General features: G+C 42.3%; 14 protein-coding genes and 1 pseudogene. 3 read left to right on the top strand and 12 right to left on the bottom strand.

What is annotated here, in order from left to right; all coding sequences use genetic code 11:
* Positions 1–34 precede the first annotated feature (34 nt).
* From OCV60_RS07080 to OCV60_RS07045, 8 genes and pseudogenes are all read right to left on the bottom strand, one after another.
* Positions 35–1,765, bottom strand: coding sequence for a peptidoglycan D,D-transpeptidase FtsI family protein (locus tag OCV60_RS07080; RefSeq protein WP_173788543.1), 1,731 nt, complete (start codon positions 1,763–1,765; stop codon positions 35–37).
* A gap of 89 nt (positions 1,766–1,854) precedes the next feature.
* Positions 1,855–4,011 (bottom strand): peptidoglycan D,D-transpeptidase FtsI family protein, encoded by a 2,157-nt coding sequence (locus OCV60_RS07075; protein WP_262529893.1) that lies wholly within the window; start codon positions 4,009–4,011, stop codon positions 1,855–1,857.
* Positions 4,012–4,119: 108 nt separating this feature from the next.
* Positions 4,120–4,686: a hypothetical protein gene (locus OCV60_RS07070; RefSeq protein ID WP_173788541.1), complete on the bottom strand. Its 567-nt coding sequence runs from the start codon at positions 4,684–4,686 to the stop codon at positions 4,120–4,122.
* Positions 4,687–4,701: 15 nt separating this feature from the next.
* Positions 4,702–5,646, bottom strand: coding sequence for a 16S rRNA (cytosine(1402)-N(4))-methyltransferase RsmH (gene rsmH / locus OCV60_RS07065; RefSeq protein WP_117785482.1), 945 nt, complete (start codon positions 5,644–5,646; stop codon positions 4,702–4,704).
* 17 nt (positions 5,647–5,663) lie between these two features.
* Positions 5,664–6,110, bottom strand: coding sequence for a division/cell wall cluster transcriptional repressor MraZ (mraZ, locus tag OCV60_RS07060; protein WP_021944496.1), 447 nt, complete (start codon positions 6,108–6,110; stop codon positions 5,664–5,666).
* 519 nt (positions 6,111–6,629) lie between these two features.
* Positions 6,630–6,896: pseudogene (locus tag OCV60_RS07055) on the bottom strand (transcriptional repressor); the annotation flags it as partial.
* A gap of 167 nt (positions 6,897–7,063) precedes the next feature.
* On the bottom strand, positions 7,064–9,775 hold the full coding sequence (locus OCV60_RS07050; protein WP_008402964.1) for a sensor histidine kinase: 2,712 nt from the start codon (positions 9,773–9,775) through the stop codon (positions 7,064–7,066).
* A 38-nt stretch (positions 9,776–9,813) separates the two neighbouring features.
* Positions 9,814–10,503 (bottom strand): response regulator transcription factor, encoded by a 690-nt coding sequence (locus tag OCV60_RS07045; protein WP_117785483.1) that lies wholly within the window; start codon positions 10,501–10,503, stop codon positions 9,814–9,816.
* A gap of 562 nt (positions 10,504–11,065) precedes the next feature.
* Between OCV60_RS07045 and OCV60_RS07040 the strand changes: the two genes are divergently transcribed.
* Positions 11,066–12,250, top strand: a complete 1,185-nt coding sequence (locus OCV60_RS07040; RefSeq protein WP_262529892.1) for a DUF4317 domain-containing protein — start codon at positions 11,066–11,068, stop codon at positions 12,248–12,250.
* A gap of 69 nt (positions 12,251–12,319) precedes the next feature.
* Here OCV60_RS07040 and OCV60_RS07035 read toward each other — a convergent pair whose 3' ends face one another.
* From OCV60_RS07035 to OCV60_RS07025, 3 genes are all read right to left on the bottom strand, one after another.
* A complete protein-coding gene (locus tag OCV60_RS07035; protein ID WP_173788539.1) occupies positions 12,320–15,328 on the bottom strand; it encodes an AAA family ATPase in 3,009 nt (1,002 codons plus the stop codon).
* Positions 15,329–15,330: 2 nt separating this feature from the next.
* Positions 15,331–16,509 carry an exonuclease SbcCD subunit D gene (locus tag OCV60_RS07030; protein ID WP_243000444.1) on the bottom strand — a complete coding sequence of 393 codons (1,179 nt, stop codon included), beginning with the start codon at positions 16,507–16,509 and terminating at the stop codon, positions 15,331–15,333.
* A gap of 480 nt (positions 16,510–16,989) precedes the next feature.
* The gene (locus OCV60_RS07025; RefSeq protein WP_008401814.1) at positions 16,990–17,937 is read right to left on the bottom strand and encodes a magnesium transporter CorA family protein; all 948 of its coding nucleotides are present in this window, start codon (positions 17,935–17,937) and stop codon (positions 16,990–16,992) included.
* 216 nt (positions 17,938–18,153) lie between these two features.
* Between OCV60_RS07025 and OCV60_RS07020 the strand changes: the two genes are divergently transcribed.
* Positions 18,154–18,927: a class I SAM-dependent DNA methyltransferase gene (locus OCV60_RS07020; protein WP_173788538.1), complete on the top strand. Its 774-nt coding sequence runs from the start codon at positions 18,154–18,156 to the stop codon at positions 18,925–18,927.
* Between the two features lie 171 nt (positions 18,928–19,098).
* The gene (gene hslO / locus OCV60_RS07015) at positions 19,099–19,974 is read left to right on the top strand and encodes an Hsp33 family molecular chaperone HslO (RefSeq protein WP_262529891.1); all 876 of its coding nucleotides are present in this window, start codon (positions 19,099–19,101) and stop codon (positions 19,972–19,974) included.
* A gap of 98 nt (positions 19,975–20,072) precedes the next feature.
* Here hslO and OCV60_RS07010 read toward each other — a convergent pair whose 3' ends face one another.
* The gene (locus OCV60_RS07010; RefSeq protein WP_021943671.1) at positions 20,073–21,380 is read right to left on the bottom strand and encodes a Na+/H+ antiporter NhaC family protein; all 1,308 of its coding nucleotides are present in this window, start codon (positions 21,378–21,380) and stop codon (positions 20,073–20,075) included.
* Between the last annotated feature and the right edge of the window lie 136 nt (positions 21,381–21,516).

Here is a 21,516-nt window from a genome sequence, read left to right as displayed (position 1 = left end):
GGCTATATTTTTCCTCACGTATGAGGTAATTTTCTTATTCCTCTTTTGGTATTCCCAGATATGGAAGGATATTGGAAAATACCTCCTGTATGACAGGGGCTGCTATCGTTCCTCCATAATATACTCCTGTCGGTTCATCGATCATAACAAATGCCATGACCTGCGGATCATTTGCCGGTGCAAATCCTAGGAAAGATGATATGTATTTTCCGGTTCCTCTCGGATACTTCTCACTGGTTGCTGTCTTGCCGCCAATCCGGTATCCCTCGATCTGCGCCTTGCTGCCTCCGCCTTCTGCCACAACAGACTCCAACAGATCACGCATTGTCGCCGATGTTTCACTACCGACCGCCCCCTGGGTGACCGGATATTGAAGCTCCGTCATAACCTGGCTCTCCGCATCCACCACCTTCATACCGATATGTGGTGTGATCTTATTCCCACCATTTATAACGGTTGCTGCAGCAGTCACAAACTGGATCGGTGATATCTGAAAGGACTGTCCAAATGACATCGTTGCCAGTTCTACCGGTCCGATATCGGAAAGCTTATGCATAATGGAATTTGCCTCACCCGGAAGATCGATCCCGGTTTTCTGAAACAATCCAAGCTTCTGATAGGTCTGATACAGATTCGTGGCTCCTGTCCGTTCTCCGATCGTCATAAATGCCGGATTGCAGGAATTCATCAGTGCATGCCGGAAGTCCTCCGAACCATGTCCTGTCGTCTTATGGCACCGGATCCTGCGATCCTCCACGATCTTATATCCCGGACAGTAAAAGGTATCCGATAAGGATACGGTTCCAGCCTCAAGGGCTGCTGTCGCTGTCACGATCTTAAAGGTAGATCCCGGTTCGTACGTATCACTGACTGTAAAATTACGCCACATATTGTTTAACGCATCCATCTTCTCACCGTCAGCCACACTCTCGTATCCAGCCAGATCCATGTTCAACTGAAATGGCTGGTTCAGATCATATTCCGGCACATCGACCATGGCATAGATCTCTCCATTCTGCGGATTCATAATGATCATTGCCACCCGTTTTGCCTGCTTCTCTTCCATAACGGAAAGAGCCGCCTGTGTTGCATATTTTTGTATTGTCAAGTCCAGTGAAAGTACCAGGTCATCTCCCGGTACAGGACTTACTCTCGTTTCTTTTACATTCGGCAGTTCGATTCCCTTTGCATCCGTTACTGTATGAATGCTTCCGTCCTCTCCTGCCAGGATCTCATTATACCAGACCTCAAGGCCAACGATTCCCTGATTGTCTGCTCCTGTAAAGCCAAGAACCTTGGATGCAAGGCTTCCATAAGGATAATACCTTTTATAGTCCTCGTCAACCTTAATTCCGGCAACATTTAATTCCCGGATCTGATCTCCGGTTTCCTTCGCAACGTTTGTTGCGATCAATTCACGGGATGATACCTTGGTTACTTTTTTGCGTATCTCCGCTTCTCCCTTATCCAGATATTCATTCAGAACCTGTATGACTGCTTCTTCATCCTCAATCTGGCTGTGGATGACCGATACGGAACAGACTGCTTTATTATCAGCCAGGATATTTCCATTTCTGTCGTATATCCTTCCTCTTGGTGCTTTGATGCTTCGTTCTCTTTCATGAAGCCCGGTTGCTGCACGATTATAATAATCCGCTTTTGCAACCATCAGATAAGCAAGTCTTCCCATCAGGAAAACCGCAGTCATTACGATCGCTATACATGTAAAATATATCTTTCTCCGATTATAACTATAAAGCTTCATTCTGCCCGCCGGATTTATTTATCCTTATATCTTATTACTTTTTCCGGACAAATATGCCTTTTCTGTCAGTCTGCCAGATATTCCCTTGTTTATTCATCCTGAACTTTGGCTTCTGTTGTTTCTTCGGAGGTTGTTTCTTCTGAAGTGCCATTTTCAGATACTGCTTCTGTTGTTCCCTCAGAGGTTACATTCTCTGAACCGGTATCTTCCGCTGTTGTATCTCCCTCTGCAGTGCTTCCTTCTTCTGTTGTTCCCTCGCCTGTTGAATCTTCTACATTGCCTTCAAATGGAGAGCTGATCGGCTCATCTTTTCCATTATACGTTACATCTTCATCACTGCTCTGATATACATTCATATATGGGAGCAGATCTTCCATGATCGCATGGAATAACAGTGCTCCGGCACCGGATGTAGACTGACTTTCTACATTTGGTTCGTCAACTGCAACATACAGCATGATCTGTGGATTCTCTACCGGTGAGAAACCGATAAAGGATAATACATAATTGCCCTGATTTCTAGGAATCTTTTCTGCTGTACCTGTCTTACCGCCGATCGTATATCCATCAACGGCTGCTCTGGAACCGGTACCTTCTGTAACAACACCTGCCATATACTGCTTCATCAGATCTGAAGTTGTCTTTGAAATCGTCTTGCGGACAAGTTCCGGTTCATTATTCTCTATAATACTTCCATTTTCATCTAAAATCTGTCTGACGGTGTGAGGCGTATAATAATTTCCTCCATTGATCAGTGAACAGAACGCTGCTGCCATCTGGATCATTGTTACATTAATACCCTGTCCAAAGGATGAAGTTGCAAGCTCGACCGGATTCAGTCCTTCTTCATCATACACCAGACCGCTTCCCTCACCGGAAAGATCAATTCCGGTCTGATTACCAAAATTAAATATATCCTGATATTTGGAAAATGTTTCTCTTCCTTCTGATTTTGCGATCTGCATCAAAGCGACATTACAGGACTGCTCTAGTGCCTGCTTTAATGTAAGCGTGCCATCACCACTTCGGTTATGACAATAGATTGGAGATGTTCCCTCTGCAACGATCTCATAGCCTTTACAGAAGAATGTATCGCTGTCTTTCACAACTCCGTCCTCAAGGGCCCCTGCAATCGTAAAAGGCTTAAATGTAGAACCCGGCTCCAAGATATCACTAATGCAATAATTTCTCCATACAGCATCTAATGCTTCATACGTCTGATCACTTGTCAGACCATCAATTGCTTTCTGGAATTCATCATCTGTCATAGATGAAAAATCATATGTGATCTTTTCCGGGTCTTTCTGTTCCTCGGTTGTTGTTTCTATCGTATCTTCAGAAGAACCTTCCTCGCTACTGTCTTCTTCTGTTGATGGTTCTTCCGTACTTTCTGTAACGGTAACCTTCATATTACGAAGTGCATCCGTATTCATCGGTTCGTTCGGATCATATCCATAAGAGGTACTCATGCCAAGGACCTCTGCCGTATCCGGATCCATTGCGATAACACCGATCTTCTTTGCACCGGTCGTCTGCATATATTCTTTTATATTATCTTCAATGATCTTCTGGATATTCAAATCGATCGTAGACACTACAGTATAACCATTCTGTGCAGGTACTGTAACGGATTCTACGGTATTATCATTTGTCAGATATCCATATGTCTTTCCATTTACACCATTCAGGTAACTGTTATAATAGCCTTCGATTCCACCCTGTCCGACATTTCCGCTTACGGTATATCCAAGCAGGTGACAGGCAAGGCTGCCATTTGGATATTTTCTTTTGTATTCCTCCTCAAACCGTACACCAACGACATCTGCACCATCTCTTGTATCGCAATATTCCTGAAATGCTTTTACATCTGCATATTCAAGCCCTTTCATGGCTACCTTATAAAAGGAATCTGTGTTCTGCATACATTCATCGAACTTTGCATCTTCCATTCCAAAATATTTGATCAGCGCTGCCTTTGTTGCCTCTTTTCCCTTATCCGTACGCAGGATATTTTTGGGCTCCAAAATCAGATTGTACACTTTCTCACTGGTGGCAAGAATATTTCCATTTCGATCCACAATGTCTCCCCGTTCAAACGGAATATCCAGACTGTCGTAGGTCTTCTGATCCAGTACCTCTTCCTGATACTCCTGTCCTTTTGCAAGGCTGATATAGATCACACGTCCGATAAGCACAACAAAAAAGAGTAATGCGATACCAAATATTATAACCAGTCTCTGTTTCATTCTCCTAAGAAAATTCTTTGCTTTTGTCGACATATTTTCCCACCTTTGATTTTATTTTTATATTCTGTATCTTAACAGGTTCGGGTATAACGCAAAATTTCCTGAGACTTATTTGGTCTCAGGAACATTTTTGTACTGTATAACATAATCGTCACTGTTCTGTGGATAGTACACAGTCTGTCCCGGCTTCGAATATACCATACCAAGCTCAGTTGTTGCAATCTTATATATTTCATCCAGATCTGTCATGCTGTCAAGTCCTGAACTGTATTCTGCATTTACATTTAACTGTTCATTCAACTGGCTCTGCAGTGTACTAACTTCATTTTTTCCTTCTTTTACATCTGCCATTAATTTCAGCATTACAAAGCACAAGCCTACTGCACATATTACAGCAAATGATAAGAATAATCCATGTCTTAATTCATCGACCCATCTTCTGTCTCTCTGTCTGACAGCCGGCGCCTGTTTGGTTCTTACCTGTTTCTTTCTCTGTGGCATCTGCTTTCTTGCAGGTGTTGCTGTCTGTTTCTCCTGTCTTCTTCTGGCAGGGCGTTCTGCCGGCATCTCTGTTCTTCTTGCCGGTTCATATTTTCTTCTGACCGGTTCTGCTGAATAATCCAGCTTCCGGACTGTACTTCCATCTATGTAGTAGTGATTCCGTCTTTCTGACATTTTAAAACACCCCTTTTATATATTCATACCTTTTTCAAATACCCGGAGTTTTGCGCTCTTGGATCTTGAATTTGCTTCCATTTCTTCTTCTGTTGGAAGAATTGGTTTTCTTGTTATCACTTTTCCTTTTGATTTTCTTCCGCATGTGCACACCGGAAAATTCGGTGGGCAGATACACGGATTTTCATTTTTACGAAATGCATTTTTTACGATTCTGTCTTCTAACGAATGGAATGTGATGATACATAATCTTCCGCCTGGTTTCAAACAGTCAATCATTCCATCAATGGAATTCGTTAGTACTTCAAGCTCATGATTTAATTCAATACGAATTGCCTGAAATGTCTGCTTGGATGGATGTCCCTGTGCATTTCGTACTTTTGCAGGAATTGATCCACGGATGATATCGTTTAATTCTTCTGTTGTTTCAATCTCTTTTTTCTCACGATACTTCACAATATGGTATGCAATACTTTTTGCAAATCGTTCTTCGCCATATTCTTTGAGTATATGAAAGAGTTCCTGCTCGGTATATCCATTTACGATATCCTTTGCAGTCTTTGTCTGGCGGTCGTCCATCCGCATATCAAGGGGCGCATCAACCCGATATGTGAATCCTCTATCCGCATTGTCGAGTTGATATGAAGATACGCCAAGATCCAGCAATATCCCGTCCACTTGAAGTATATTTAGCTCGTCTAGTATGCTTTTAAAATTCTGATAGTTATCTCTTACGACTGTAATGCGGTCACCGTACTCCGCCAGTCGTTCTTTTGCTGTTATAATCGCCTCACCATCCTGATCAATACCGATCAGATGTCCATCCGGTCCAAGTCTTTTGGCTATCTCTTTCGAATGTCCGGCTCCTCCAAGAGTTCCATCCATATAAACACCATCCGGTCTGATATTCAGATTTTCAATGGTTTCATCCAGTAAAACCGATGTATGTTTAAATTCCATAACTACCACTTCTGTCCTTATATTCTGAAATCCAGTTCATCCAGCTTGTCTGCAATCTCATCCATGTTCAGGGATTCTTCATTATTGATCTCGTCCCATGCTTCCTTATTCCAGATTTCTGCTTTCTCTCCGTTACCTATAATGACAACATCTTTTTCGATGTTGGCAAATGTACGAAGTGTCTGTGGAATGATCACTCGTCCTTGTGCATCTGTTTCGCACTTTACTGCTCCTGAGTTGAAGAAACGCTTGAACTGTCTTGCACTCTTATTCGTCATCGGAAGCTGGTTCAACTTGTCCGCAAACTGCTGCCATTCATCATTTGGATAAACGTACAGACAATTGTCCAGACCTTTTGTGATCATGAAGGTGCAGCCGAGTTCCTCTCTAAGCTTGGATGGCATGATAAGTCGCCCTTTGGTATCTAATCTGTGTTCATATTCACCTGTTAAACACTTGGACACTTATTCCACCTTCTTTCGACTCATTTCCTCCACTTTGTGGCACTAATCCACCACTTCACTCCACTTATAGGGTAATTCTATACTACTTAACTAAAAAAAGCAACCACAAATATGAAAAATTCACATTTGCGATTGCCTTAATTTTTCATGTAATGTCTGGAACTTCAAGATGGTATGGCGCTGTATATAAACACACGACCTGCTGCGTTTCTATTCGACTCGCACGCCGATTTGTCAGCAGTCGCCCTAACTCACCCTTATGGGTTCAAACAAGGGCTTGGTGCTGACAGCTAGTGCAAGTCTCATAAACGAAACTACACAAACGTCGATGTTGTTTATATACAGCGCCATACCATTCTGAAATTCCAGACTTTTAAAAAAACAAGCAACGTACCCCTTAATTTTATCTTTACCATATAAAAAGGACATCCACGCCATTGTGGATGTCCCGTTTGTATGTTTGTATGTGTTTTTACACCTGAGTGTACATTCCGGTGGGGGATGATCCCATTTTTAGAAACACGCAACCTTGTACATATTCTTTCTGCTGATCACACCTATGTCTTCCAGAGTGTTCACCATTCTGTATACCGTTGCGATTCCTATGCTGTCATCTCTTTTGACAGCCTTGTAATATATTTCCTTACAAGAAGAACAGTCTTCATCCAGAATAATATCTAACAGAATGCATCTCTGTTTTGTAATGCGAAATCCCTGTTTTCTAAGCTTCTCGATCACTGCATCCTTCCGGTTTGGTTCTCCCTGATATCTTACATAACCAAACACATTGTCATTACGGATTTCCTGAACAATCATTTTATTCCTCCATTTTTATATCAATAAATATAACTACTACGTTCTTATGTTGGTTAGTATATTCTAACATTCGTTAGTTGTCAATAATTATTTATATATTTTGTGAACAAATAACTGTTTTTTCCGAATCCCGGTGACTACTGTTCAATATCTATGGCTTCTGCAGCTTCTGTCTGATCCACATCCTGATCTTCCTGTGGTTCTTTACAGTATGCAAATGTAATCACAGCCTTAAACAGATCTCCATCGATCACAATGTTAAAATCCGCATGTTGAAGCTGACACAGGCTTCTTGTAATGGATAAGCCGAGTCCGCTTCCCTCTGTATTTCTGGAACTGTCACCTCTTACAAAGCGTTCCATCAGTTCATCACTTGAAATATTCAGCGGTGCTTCTGATATGTTCTTGAACTCTATACATACCTTCGCAGGTTCTTTGATGCTCTTTTTAAGATCACGGATCACATTTCCATCTTCATCGGTTATATAAGTATTTACATATAACCGAGTCCCCGGCATCGTATATTTGAATGCATTATTTAATAGATTATCAAATACTCTCCAGAGGTGTCTGCCATCTGCTTCGATCCCTGCGCGATCCTTTGCGAGATTCGTTACCAGCGTGATGTTCTTCTGCATCAATTTGTCAATATATTCACCGGATGCCTGTTCTGCGATCATATTCGCATCCATGTTTACAAGCTCTACCTTTACATTTCCGGTCGATGCCTTAGAAGCATCCACAAGATCCACGATCAGTTTTTTTAACCTTGCTGACTGCCTTGCTATTACTTCTATATAAGAAGCCTCAGGTTCTTTTTCAATATCCTCCTTCTGAAGCAGATCGACATAGTTAATAATAGAAGTAAGCGGTGTCTTGATATCATGCGATACATTCGTGATAAGCTCCGTCTTCATCCGTTCACTTTTCATCCGGTCATCTACCGCAAGCTGGACACCTTCATTGATATGATTCAGATTCTCGCCATGTTCTTTGAACTTTCCAAACATGAATCTTGTATTTACCTTATGACCATACTCGCCCTTTGCAAGCTTGTCACCACCCTGGAAAAGCTCCTGCATCATACAGACAAATGCCATATAGGCAATTGCACAGATGATCTTCAACAGCATTAATACAATAAATCCAGCTTCATTTATATATACAGCATTAAAAACAAGCAATGCTACTATAATTTCAACGATCGTAATTACGATATACAAAAGGAACGCTTTTATTATAAATGGAACCTTGCTGAATACATACCGGAAAAATGCGGTTATCTTTCCCGATTTTCCAAATAGTTTGCGACCCAGTCTGACAATCCATGATGTATTAAGCAGATTCGACTGTTTGACTCTTGCGATCAGATTGTTGATCAGTAAAAGTCCGACCGTACAGATACAACCCAAACCGATCAGACATACAATAGTCTCAATATCATGTCCTGTAATATTGCTATCAATAAAATAATGAAGCCGGTCTGTACCGCTGTAACTATAATAAGCATATGATAAGGAATAACTGATATTCTGTGCAAAAGCAATCAACAGACTTATCAAAACGACTATTCCAGTCAATATAATTTCAACCGGAACCTTTTCTGTTTTTCTTACAACACCGTCTTTACCGGATAATACCATACTTGTGATCATGAATATGATACACAAAACAAAATCAAGTCCAAAGAAGAGCAGGATTCTGTTCTTTCCCGAAGCAGCCTTGCTGATCGCCTGTAGGCTCTTATTCATACGTGAAGAAACGTCAGATGTGCCGTCGATATATAAATTACCGGAAGCATATATCGTAATATCGTCTCCTGCATAATTGCCAACGATTACGGTATATCCATCTTTTATGATCGGATAATACATATCATCCTCCGCATAATACTCGTACTGCTTTGTCGTTCCGTTTGCTGTGATCGCTATCTGATTTCTATTATAAGAAATCGTTACTCCCTCCGGCGTATTGTATGAACCGGAACTCTCTATTTCCTCCTCCATTGTTGTTGAATCTTCTGATGTTGCAGACTCTTCCGATATTCCTGAATTCTTGGTTTCGGCTTCCGTCTCTGCTTCCGTATCTGTGGTATTTCCCTCCAGATCACTCAGATCAATTCCATAATCATCAGACACCTCTGACCTGGAAAGAGCTGCTTCATCCGGCATACGCAGGTTAACATAATTATAATTGTTTCCTTCTTTTTCCACACCGATACTCTGTGCTTCCTTATAGGTATCATATCTCAGAATCTTTCCTGTAGGAATACCGGTCGTCGTACTGACAACTGCTTTCTCTCCTAAAACTCCATATACTAATGCTTTTTCCGGCAGATTATCTGTCTGCGCCAGCATAATGGAATTTGATTCACCCGTTTTTGAAGAATCCCAATCATCACCAACACTCACATACAGATCTGTTTTCGCATATCCATATATTTTCTCCAAATCCTCTTTATAGGTACGATCATATTTATCAAATGCATTTTCCTTTTCCGACAACAGCATCAGAAAATCACTTGCATCGACAACATTATCATGATTCATATCCTTTTTCTGCAAAGCATCGGGATCGTATTCATAGTCTCCCCATTCATCATCACTGTAACTGATATCCAGAGTATTTCTAATATACTCGGCACCACGATTCACACAGGTAGTCAACATCTCGCTCTGATAATCCGCTTCCAGTTCTGCCCGCAGCTCCGATTCCGATCTGCCCTGAAATATTCCGGCTTCATACATATCAAGCAGTACATAACCCAATATAAATCCAACGCTACAGGTGATAAAAAATAACGTATAAATCAGTAATTTAAAAGGATTGTTATTTTTTAACTTATTCATGTTTCGCATTCTCCATTCCTGTCAGACTGTATAGAGGTTTACTGATATTCCATCTTATAACCTCTGCCCCAGATCACCTTGATATATCTTGGTTCTCCGGGATTGATCTCTATCTTTTCACGCAAATGACGGATATGGACAGCTACCGAACCTTCGGCTCCGAGCGGTGTTTCTTTCCAGACTTCCTTGTAAATATCTCTCGGTGAAAATACCTGTCCCGGATGTTCCATCAGAAGTCTTAAAATATCATATTCTGTCGGTGTCAGACTGACCAGTTCGCCATCGACCGTAACCTGCTTGGAATTATCATTCAACTCAATTCCCCCGATCACGATTGCATCTTTCTTGATCTGTCCGCTTCCAAGCTGCATATATCTTCGAAGCTGCGATTTCACTCTGGCGATCACCTCTACCGGATTAAACGGCTTGGTAATGTAATCATCTGCACCCACTTCCAGTCCAAGGATCTTATCTGTATCTTCACTCTTTGCGGTCAGAAGGATAACCGGCAGATTCGTCTCCTCGCGGATCTTTAACATCGCTGTGATCCCATCCATCTCCGGCATCATGATATCCATTAACACCAAATGGATGTCATGCTCTTTGATCTGCTCTAACGCTTCTTTTCCGTTGTAAGCTTCATAAATATTATAACCGGATGTTTTCAGGTAAATCTTTAAAGCTGATACGATATCTTTCTCATCATCGCAAATTAGTATATTATACATTTCTTTTCTCCTCGTCCGAAAATATGATCGTTGTCTGTATCTTATCGGGTACGTGTGCGCACCACGCATTCCTTTTTAGGATACAGCAAACCGCTGATATTTTCCATATCTTTCTTTGACGGTATCATTGTAAGGCTTTCTACCATTAAGATACAATTTGGGATATCCTTAAGATTTATTAAGATGTGGGGACAATAGAAGTGTGGAATGATATATCTTCATTTCGCAAATCACTCTCGTTCTATCCTCGATGCAGCGGTACATAAAGTTGCAAAAGACGCAACTTAAGTACCGGCACTCGGATAGGTTTGCTACATGAAATATATCATTCCACACTTCTATCTGTATATTGGTATGGCAATATAATTATTACACATTTGTTTTTACAAATCTAAATATCATTGTTAACCATGTAAAATATTAAAAGTTATAGATGTCAATTCTTGTCTTTGTTTTTTTTAGGTGATACACTTATTAGGCTTATTTAAGATTTTTCAAATGCATAGAATGCATGAAACACATAATGCACTATTAAAGTTTTTTATAAAGGAGTTTGATACATATGACAAAGAAAGAGGTTCTGGAAATCCGGCATCAGTTTGCGCAGGCTACCTGTTCGATCGATAAGATCTGCGGCTGCTATGTGGATGGTGACAGACGTAAAATTGCGACAATGAAGGAAGCGTTTCTCTCTCTGCCGAAGGAGGAAGCTTTTAAATATTTTGAGATTTTTAAGAAGAACTTGTCCGGCTCGATCGGAAAGAATCTGATCACGATGCCGTTTCCCACAGATTCGGAATTTGACGGCGGTACGCAGGAATTTCTGTTAAAGCTGCGTAACAGCAAATTAGAAGATGATGAACTGATCGACCAGTTCTATGATAAGGTAATCGAGAATTATGACTATACCGGAAACTATCTGATCCTGCTGATCCATGATACATATGACGTACCCGGAAAGACAACAGACGGACTGACAATGGATGATGCCTCGGATGAGATCTACGAATACATCATGTGCTGTATCTGCCATGTAAATCTGTCAAAGGCAGGACTTAGTTATTTTGATTCGGAGAACACCTTCCACAACCGTATCCGTGACTGGATCGTGGATGTTCCTGATATCGGTTTCCTGTTCCCTGCATTTATCGACCGGACAGCCGATATCCATAATGTCCTCTACTATACGAAGAAGCCGGAGGAAATCCATGAGGAATTTATCCGCTATATTCTCGGAACGGGAATGCCTGTAACTGCCGGTAATCAGAAAGAGGCGTTCCAGACGATCATCACCGATACACTCGGAATGGACTGTGATTATGAAGTGATACGAAATATCCATGAGAATCTGAATGAAATGATCGAGGAACAAAAGGATAGTCCGGAACCACTGACCTTATCCAGGAATTCATTAAAGAATCTTCTGGAAACCTCGGGAGTATCCGAAGAAAAACTGCAGACCTTTGATGCAAACTTTGATCGCGCCGCTGCTGCTTCCATGAACCAGCGTCCGGTTGCCGAAGGTTCCGAAGAGACTCTGCCTGCACCGGCTCCGGGAAAAGTACAGCTCTATGCAAATAATATCGCCAGTACAAAATCATTTGAGATAAAGACTCCGGAGGTTGTGATCAAGGTCAATCCTGACCGCGCCGATCTCGTAGAGACCCGTGAGATCGATGGACGGAAATGTATCGTAATCGAGATCACAGATGAAGTATCCGTAAACGGAATTCCTGTAAAATATTAAAAAATGCCCCACTGATCATACAAATGCCTGTAAGCAGATATCTTCCTATGATCAGTGGGGTATATTTTTTTACACCTGTATCTCCACATGACTGCCGCCCTGATGATCCTTAGTAACCAGGATCTGGCGGTCGATACGATGCTTCAGCTCTTCCACATGAGATATGATACCAACCAGATGATCGGACTCGGACAACTCAGCCAGTACATTTAATGCCTGCTCCAGAATATCAGAATCCAGAGAGCCAAAGCCTTCATCGATAAATAATGTATCAATTCTTACACCTGCCGCATTTGCAGATACAATATCGGCAAGTCCAAGTGCCATAGACAGAGATGCTACAAATGCTTCCCCGCCGGACAGTGTTTTGACATCTCTTTCTTTTCCTGTCCGATGATCCAGCACGAACAGATCAAGCCCTCTGTTTCCTGCAGTCTTCTGTCCGCGTTTCAGCTCAAACTGGTTGCATACGATCTGGCGCAGTCTGTGATTCGCATTGTCTATAATGCGGTCAAAATAGACCTCCTGTATATAGGTTTCCAGCTTATAATTACCAAGTGCAGCCTGTGAAAGATCCTGAAGCTTACTGTATCTCTTATAGATATTCAGATATGCTCCATAATCCTTCTTTAATTTGCTGTATGCTGCCTTATTCTTAACTAATCGTTCCGCGATCGCATCATGCCTGATGGCAACACTGTTTTTCTTCCGGATCGTGCGTTCTATCTGCCCGGATATCTGTTCAAGCAGAACCGTTGATGCCGTACAGAAATGTGTATAACATTCTCCGTAGCCGCCTGCCTGCTTTTCCAGTTCCTGTTCATCTGCAAAATCATTTTCTTGATTGCTGTCAGGAAGCTTCTGTATCACACTTTCGTCATTTACAGATGTGTTCATTTCTCCGCTGTCCGTTTCAAGTGCAGAAAGAACATCTTTCTCCAACTGCCATTCCTGTCTGTATTGCATATTCTGATCTTCTGCATCACGCTTCAGATTTGTTTCCAGTGCAGAGAGTTCCTTTGCAAGTTTATTATAAGTATCTCTTGCCTCTGTCTTCTTCCGGTTCACCTCGGCAATCTCATTTCTCACCTGTTGCAGTTGCTTCAGGATATCCGACTCATCCCCCCGGATCTCCTGTCGCATCTGTGCCGCGGCTGCCTGCTTTGCCGTGTAACTCCGGTCTGCCTCCTGATATTCCTCTGTTACCCGCACTTCCGTTTCTTCCAGTTCTTTTATCTGCAAACGAAGCTCGCCAAGCTGCCTTTTATGTTCTTGATAACTTCTGTGCTCTTTCTCAAGTGTCCGCAGTCTGGCTTCTGTTTCCTCTGTCCTTTTCTCCCAGATTACATGCAGTTTTCTGACCTCATCTATCAGAACATCAGCCTGTACTGTCTGATCCGGTATGGTAAAGGCTGCCATCTCCATAACCGCTGCTGTTGTCTGATTCCGTTTTTCTTCCAGACGACCATTCAGGCTTCCAAGCTCATTTTCTTTTCGTCTGAATGAAGCATCCGCCTGATCAAATGCAGCCCGGAGCTTCTTTACCATTTCTTCTGTTACAACAGCTCCGTCACAATGTGCCTTTTCCGGATGTGTCTTACTTCCACAGACCGGACACGGTGTTCCCTCCTGTAGGTTTGCTGCCAGTTCTCCACAGATCTGATCATTCCGATTTCTGATAGCTTCCTCGTAATTCGCATTTGCCTGATTCCGCTTCTCAAATGCACTCCGATTATCAACCACCATCTGCTGTTTCTTAATTTCCAGATGATCAATCTCCAGACATTCTTTTTCAAGCTCCTGTAACCGCTGCATACGTTCTGCAATCTGTTTCTTTTCTGTCTGAACCTTCTCAAGCTTCACCTGTGAAGTGTCACCCGGATTCACGATCTGTTCCAGCTCCTCGGTCTGCTTCTGAAGTTTCTTCTTTGTTTCAAGAATATCCTGTCTTTTCTTTCCTGCCTGATGGCATACCTGCTCCACAAGCAGCAATTCTTTCTCCATCTCATTTAACCGCACAAAAGAATCTGCCTGTTTCTGAAGCTCCGCCTGTCTCAGCATAAGCGGTTCTGTAGACTGTGCTTCCATACTATGATTCTGTGCTTCTGCACTGACAAATTCCTGCTTCACCTGTCTGTATGCATCGAGATGTGCCACATAGCCATCATAGGTCTGACCGATGATTCTCTTATTTTTCTCGATTGCTGTATACCAGTTGTCATATTGGTTATTGGTCTGTGTATAACTCTCAATCTGATGATGCAGATCTTTCGCCTGCTTTTCTTCGATCTGATTCAGACTGTGCAGCTCTTCCAGAATATCATCAAATGCAAGATGACGGTTTTCCAGATGCTCCGGCAGATCCTGAAGTCCTGTTTTATAAAGCTCCGTTTCATCCGGCAGCTCTACTCCCTCTATCGTACGATCTACCTTTGCAACAAGCTCTGTATAGACCCCCTCTGCCTCTTTACAGTCCTGTGCGATCCTGTTCTGGATATATTCATAAATCTTCGTATCAAATATCGTCTTAAAGATATCGCTTCGGGTCTTCGTATCCGCAACTAACAGCTTCTTAAAATCTCCCTGTGCGATCATCGCAACCTGTCGGAACTGATCGGCCGTAAGTCCCAACACTTCTCTTACCCTGCCGATCACCCCTGCTGTCCGCTTACCATCAATATCTGCCGCTTTCAGCTCTGTCTCCTGTCCATCCTCCATCCAGCGCACTTCTGCCTGCTTCATGGATTTGTATCCCGGTCTCTCATACGCTGGACTTCGCCAGACCTTATATTCATGACCGCCGCTTTCAAATAACAGCTCTGCATAGGTAAGCTGCTTTGGATCTGCAAAATCACTTCGGAGCATTTCACCGTTTCGTCCGGTGTTATTCTTCCCGCTTCCTGCGCTGGTCTCTCCGTAAAGGGCATACATGATTCCGTCAAATATCGTTGTCTTTCCCGATCCGGTATCTCCCGAGATCAGAAAAAGCCCCTGTTTCCCAAATTTTCGAAAGTCAATCTCCGTTTTTTCTATATACGTTCCAAACGCTTCCATTGTAAGTACCAGTGGCCGCATCATCTTCACCCCTGTCTCTGTTCATAATAATCCCGGATCAACTGTCTGATATAAACTGCATTTTCATCGGACAGCTCCCGTTTCATCTTTCTGTTATAGAAATCCGCAAATGCCTCATCAGGTGCAAGATTCTTCACGTCCTCAAGTGTCCGTTCCTGTTCCGTTCTGCTGCCATCTGCCATCTGGAATTCTACTGACATCAGGTTCTTATACACGGTCCGAAGTCTCGCCTGAACATCAATGATCGTTTCCTTATCCGTTAGCACAATTCTCGCATAATCTTCATTTGCTTCCCGGCTCATGGCTTCATCAAGTGTACCCGTAAAATTGTACCACGCATGAAGCTGGTGCAGGGGCAGTTCACGGATCGAAAGCTTTCCTTTTTCTCCAAGTTCTACCACTGTGACAGATTTCTGATCGTCGGCTTCCGACATAGAATAGATAACCGGTGTGCCACAATACCGAATCTCCGGCTTTCCGATCTGCTGTGGAGAATGAAGATGTCCAAGTGCCACATAGTCAAATATATCAAATACCGTACGGTCAATATTATCCAGTCCACCGATCGATATTGTCTCCGAATCCGACCGCCGGTTCACTCCACTATTTGTTACGTTCTGATGGGTGATCAGTACATTTCTTTTCCCCGGATCAACTTGCATGGCTGCAACTGCCTGCTGCATGGCTTCTGTATATGTTAAGGCTGCTGACTCTTTCTCCGGTTCTTCTGTTAAATCCGATAATGTATTTTTTACGTTTGCCGGCTTTACAAACGGCATCAGATAAAAATTCACATCTCCCCATTTATCCTGCATCGTCACCTTCATGGCTTCTCCACCATAGGTTCCTTTCATATATATATTCTGCTTTTTCATGATACTGCTGGCAAAATCCAGACGTTCTGCCGAATCATGATTGCCACTGATAATGAGGATGATCGTTCCGCTGTCTGCAAGTTCAGTCAGGAATTCATCAAATTCTGTTACTGCTTTTGCGGATGGAACTGCTTTGTCATAGATATCTCCTGCGATCATCACGGCATCCGGCTGTTCTTCTCTTACATATGCAAGGATCTGGTCAAACACATAGCGCTGGTCTTCCCACATCTCATATCCATTTACGATCTTGCCAATGTGCAGATCCGACAAATGAAACAGCTTCATCGTTGTTATCTCCTTTCCCATACATGTTTTCCATGTTTCCCGGACGAAAGTTTCTATCCTTAGTAACTTATTACGCAAATCGCTCTCGCTCTGTTTTCATGCAGCGGTTCTAAGCTCCCACTTCGTGGATCGCTAAGTACCGGCATTCAAACAGGTTTGTTCCATAAGTTCAAAGGATAGAAACTTTCTGTCTTTGAAATGAATGTTGTTTTTTAAATAAGTTAAGTTTAGCATTATGAAGCAAGGGGGTCAATATTCTTCGAACTTTCGAAATCGCTACACACATGCGCATTCCGGACTATCGTCCTTCATGCTTATGTGTCCCCCTCCCTCTACCTGTAAAAATAATACGATTTCTCCGTTCTTCGAACTTTCGAAATCGCTACACACATGCGCATTCCGGACTATCATCCTTCATGCTTATGTGTGTTTATCCGTCAAATAAATAAGCAGCGTTGTCTGTACACAGACGCGCTGCTTATTTGCTTGACGGATTTATTTTTACATCTTGAACATTTTCTTTTTCTTGAGGATTAGGGCTATGATAATACAGATCAGAACGATGATGCCACATACAATGTAGAAGCCGTATGGGGTTTCTGCGAGAGGCATCCACTTACCTGATACGTTCATTCCATAGATACCGGATATGATCGTCGGGATCGCCATTACGATAGTGATAGCCGCTAAGAACTTCATGATATTGTTCAGGCGGTTATTGATAATCGTCGTCATCAGTTCTCTTGTACCGCTTATGATATCTCGATAGATTCCGGTCATCTCGATAGCCTGTTTGTTCTCGACCATAACATCATCCAGAAGCTCCTGATCCTCCGGGTACTGCTTGATACTGCTGTATCTTGCAAGCTTATCTAATACAACTCCGTTTGCACGAAGTGATGTTGCAAAGTATACAAGGTTAGATTCCAGTTCGTGAAGATCAATCAGATCCGCATCCTCTGTCTCATCCTGGATTCGTTGCTCGATCAGATTTCTTCTGCGATCCATAACTCGCAGATAATACTGATAGGTCATGCAGTTTCTATATAAAATCTGGTACATGAAGCGCATCCGTTTCTTTGTACTGAATTCCTTTACCTTTGACTCAATAAATGCATCCAGAACAGGCGTATCCTCCGCGCATACCGTGATCAGAATGTCCTTTACGAGGATAATACCCAAAGGAATAGTTGTATATGCTTCGCGTTCATTTCTCATCTCGATCGACGGAATATCGACAAGGATCAGTGTATAACCATCTTCGACCTCCACACGGGAGCTCTCCTCATCATCCAATGCAGCTCTGACATCTGCCAGATCAATCTCAAAATCTTCTGCAATCAGTTTGGTCTCATCTACTGTAGGTTTCGTCATACAAACCCACATATTGTCTTCATATTCTGTTATCTCTGACAAAACCTTATGATCTGTTCTATAGAACTTTATCATGCCAAACTACCCACTTTCATATATGGTTTCTTCCATATGAGGATTTCTAACCGAATTTATATTAACACAAAAGCCCACCATGTTCAATCTCAAACCTTATTTTTTACATTCTGTCTGCCGCAGCAAATAGAAAACTGCTCCAAAAGAAACGGTTGTTTTTCCTTTCTGAGATGTATATAATGATGGCATTGAGATTTTATGAAATGAGGTTTTTCTATGGATGCCTATACAAGCTTCGCGCAGGTATACGATGAGCTGATGGATAACATTCCTTATGACGAATGGATATCTTATATCACCAGCCTGCTCCATGAATACAATATCACCGAAGGTCTGGTTGCCGAGCTTGGCTGCGGAACGGGAACAATCACGGAAGGACTTGCCACCGCTGGCTATGATATGATCGGAATTGATGTATCTCCTGATATGTTAGAGATTGCAAATGAAAAAAAGATTGCGAATGGTTTCTCATCCATTATGTATCTCCAGCAGGATATGTGTTCCTTTGAATTATTCGGAACAGTAAATGCCATCGTCTGTGTCTGCGACAGCATCAACTATCTGTCAAATACAGATCAGATCACTACCGTTTTTTCTCTTGCAAATAATTATCTGGAAGCAGGGGGTATCTTTATCTGTGATTTTAAGACCAAACACTATTTCCGGGATGTCGTTGCAGATTCAGTGATTGCTGAGGATCGGGATGATGTCAGCTTCATTTGGGATAATTATTATGATGAGGAACAGAATGTCAACGAGCTTGCACTCAGCCTGTTTCTGAAAGAGGAGGACGACCTGTACCGAAAAACGCAGGAATTCCATTACCAGATCGGACTGACCTGTGAGGACATGATTCGTTGTGTAGAACAGGCAGGTATGGAGCTTCTTGCCATGTATGATGCATTTACACACACGCCAGCAACCGATGACAGTGAACGTGTCTATGTGATAGCCAGAGAAAAACATCACGAAGGCAAATTATATATCTGATCTCCTGCCGTAGTGATTTTAGTCATCAATTTATTATTAAGCACTACTTTTATAAGTACAAGTATTATTTTGTTATTAATCAGCACTTTATAAATGCAGGTATTATTTTTAAAAAGGCACCTTAAAAGTGCAATATTTTACATTATATATAGAAAGAACGAGGAATAACATATGAGTGATTATATTATCAGAGGTATGGCGGCAGATGGACAGGTTCGTTTCTTTGCCGGCACCACAAAGGAAATCGTTGAAACAGCAAGAAGTATTCACAATACCAGTCCGGTTGCCACTGCTGCCCTCGGTCGTCTGCTGACCGCAGGTGCATTGATGGGGGCTGCATGTAAGAATGACTCCGATCTTCTAACGCTCCAGATCCAGTGCAGCGGTCCGATCGGCGGACTGACAGTGACTGCTGATGCGCACTGCAATGTCAAAGGCTATGTCAACAATCCGGAAGTTATCCTGCATGCAAATGATAAGGGAAAACTGGATGTCGCTAAAGCTCTTGATATGGGCGTGCTCTCCGTGATCAAGGATATCGGCTTAAAAAAGCCTTATATCGGTCAGACCCAGCTTGTTTCGGGTGAGATTGCAGAAGACCTGACGTATTATTTTGCAACCTCAGAACAGATTCCAACTTCTGTAGCTTTAGGTGTTCTGATGGAGAAGAACAACACAGTAAAACAAGCCGGTGGCTTTATCATTCAGCTTATGCCATTTGCATCCGAGGAACTGATCTCTGATCTGGAAAAACGTCTGGGTGAATTCACATCCATTACCGCTCTCCTCGACCAGGGTATGGAACCGCTTGATATCGTGAAGCAGATCTTTGAAGGCTATAATGTAGAAGTTACCGATACCATTCCTACGAAGTGGCACTGCAACTGCAGCAAGGAACGTTTCTCACAGGCTGTTATCAGTCTCGGTAAAAAGGAGATTGCAAATCTGCTCGCAGACAATAAGCCGATCGAGGTAAACTGCCAGTTCTGCAACTCCTCTTACACCTTCTCACCAGAGGAACTGGAAAATATGTTACTTGGCAAATAAAACAGAAAACGCTGATCTGTTCCTATGTGAATACTACCAAAGAGTTTATTGACAATGTGAACAGATCAGCGTTTTCTATATTCTTTGAATTGTCTCTATTATTTATCACTTCTTATTATGGTAACGAGTGATGTCAGCAGCAAGAACATCGGATAAAAAAGCTTCGGCATGATCTGAAAAGCAGAAATGGAATCACCCAGTTCTCCTACCGCGGCAATTGCAACTAACATCTGCGCACCATATGGGATCATCCCTTGAAAGATACAGGAAAAAGTATCAAGCAAAGAGGCAGTCTTCTTCGGAGAGATTCCATATTCCTGTGCCATTTCTCCAGCAATCGGATTTGCCATAACGATCGCTACCGTATTGTTTGCAGTTGCAATATCCATTGTTCCGACTAACAACCCCATTCCGAGCTGTCCGCCTTTCTTTCCGCGAAAGATCCTGTGTATCCAACTGAGAAGTGCATCGAAACCGCCATATTCCCGAATCAGTGCACATAACGCCGCTACTAATATTGCTACCATACAGGTTTCAAACATTCCGGAAACACCGGAGCCCATATTTGTCAGAAGATCAACAGGTGCAGTATGTCCCCATATCAGCATAATAAATGCTCCGGATACAATTCCCGTAAGTAATACGATAAATACATTCAGCCCTATAATTCCACCGATCAACACCAGAACATACGGTATGATCTGCACCAGATTATAAGTCTGGCTGACCTGACCCTGTATGTCGGTCTGAAATGAAAGTACAAGAATTAATATCAGCGTTATAACCGCTGCCGGAAACGCAATCCAGAAATTCTCCCGGAATTTGTCTTTCATCTCACATCCCTGTCCATTACATGCCGCAATCGTCGTATCTGAGATAAAAGAAAGATTATCCCCAAACATTGCTCCACCCATAACCGATGCAACACAAAATGCCATATCAAAGCCAGACGCTCTCGACACTGCTACAGCAATCGGTGTTAACAATGTGATTGTTCCAACCGAAGTGCCCATAGCAACTGATACAAAGCAAGCAACAACAAACAAAACCGCTACTGAAAATCTTGCCGGGATCAGTGTCAGCATAAAATATGCTACACTCTCTGCGCTGCTTCTTCCGACTACCCCGACAAACGAACCCGCTGCCAGGAAGATCAACAGCATCGTTATAATATTCTTATCCCCAACTCCCTGTGCCATAATCTCAAGCTTCTTATCAAATACCAATTCCCGGTTCTGGATACATGCGACCAGGATAGCTGCAAGAAATGCCACGATGATAGGCACATTATAAAAGCCCATCGGAATTTTCATCACATATTCAAATATAATCCCAAGTCCCAGATACAATAACAGAAATACACCGATCGGCAACAGTGCGATCGCTCTGCCCTTTTTCTCATTCATTTTAATACCTCTCCAAATCACTTATTTAGCAGGAACCGTTCCCGCCTGTCATACTTTCTAATAATAACATATTTTTGTACAGTTCGGCGCATTTTACCGAATATTTTGGTATAATTTTCGGCTATCATTTCCATTG

The organism is Coprococcus ammoniilyticus (assembly GCF_025567345.1).
In the GTDB taxonomy this organism is placed as follows: domain Bacteria; phylum Bacillota; class Clostridia; order Lachnospirales; family Lachnospiraceae; genus Coprococcus; species Coprococcus ammoniilyticus.
This window is presented reverse-complemented; position numbering and strand designations above follow the sequence as displayed.

Excerpts from the sequence above, each read along its gene's own strand:
- OCV60_RS07080 (WP_173788543.1), bottom strand. The coding sequence starts at position 1,765 with ATGAAGCTTTATAGTTATAATCGGAGAAAGATATATTTTACATGTATA.
- OCV60_RS07075 (WP_262529893.1), bottom strand. The coding sequence starts at position 4,011 with ATGAAACAGAGACTGGTTATAATATTTGGTATCGCATTACTCTTTTTT.
- OCV60_RS07070 (WP_173788541.1), bottom strand. The coding sequence starts at position 4,686 with ATGTCAGAAAGACGGAATCACTACTACATAGATGGAAGTACAGTCCGG.
- rsmH (WP_117785482.1), bottom strand. The coding sequence starts at position 5,646 with ATGGAATTTAAACATACATCGGTTTTACTGGATGAAACCATTGAAAAT.
- OCV60_RS07050 (WP_008402964.1), bottom strand. The coding sequence starts at position 9,775 with ATGAATAAGTTAAAAAATAACAATCCTTTTAAATTACTGATTTATACG.
- OCV60_RS07045 (WP_117785483.1), bottom strand. The coding sequence starts at position 10,503 with ATGTATAATATACTAATTTGCGATGATGAGAAAGATATCGTATCAGCT.
- OCV60_RS07040 (WP_262529892.1), top strand. The coding sequence starts at position 11,066 with ATGACAAAGAAAGAGGTTCTGGAAATCCGGCATCAGTTTGCGCAGGCT.
- OCV60_RS07035 (WP_173788539.1), bottom strand. The coding sequence starts at position 15,328 with ATGATGCGGCCACTGGTACTTACAATGGAAGCGTTTGGAACGTATATA.
- OCV60_RS07030 (WP_243000444.1), bottom strand. The coding sequence starts at position 16,509 with ATGGGAAAGGAGATAACAACGATGAAGCTGTTTCATTTGTCGGATCTG.
- OCV60_RS07025 (WP_008401814.1), bottom strand. The coding sequence starts at position 17,937 with ATGATAAAGTTCTATAGAACAGATCATAAGGTTTTGTCAGAGATAACA.
- OCV60_RS07020 (WP_173788538.1), top strand. The coding sequence starts at position 18,154 with ATGGATGCCTATACAAGCTTCGCGCAGGTATACGATGAGCTGATGGAT.
- hslO (WP_262529891.1), top strand. The coding sequence starts at position 19,099 with ATGAGTGATTATATTATCAGAGGTATGGCGGCAGATGGACAGGTTCGT.
- OCV60_RS07010 (WP_021943671.1), bottom strand. The coding sequence starts at position 21,380 with ATGAATGAGAAAAAGGGCAGAGCGATCGCACTGTTGCCGATCGGTGTA.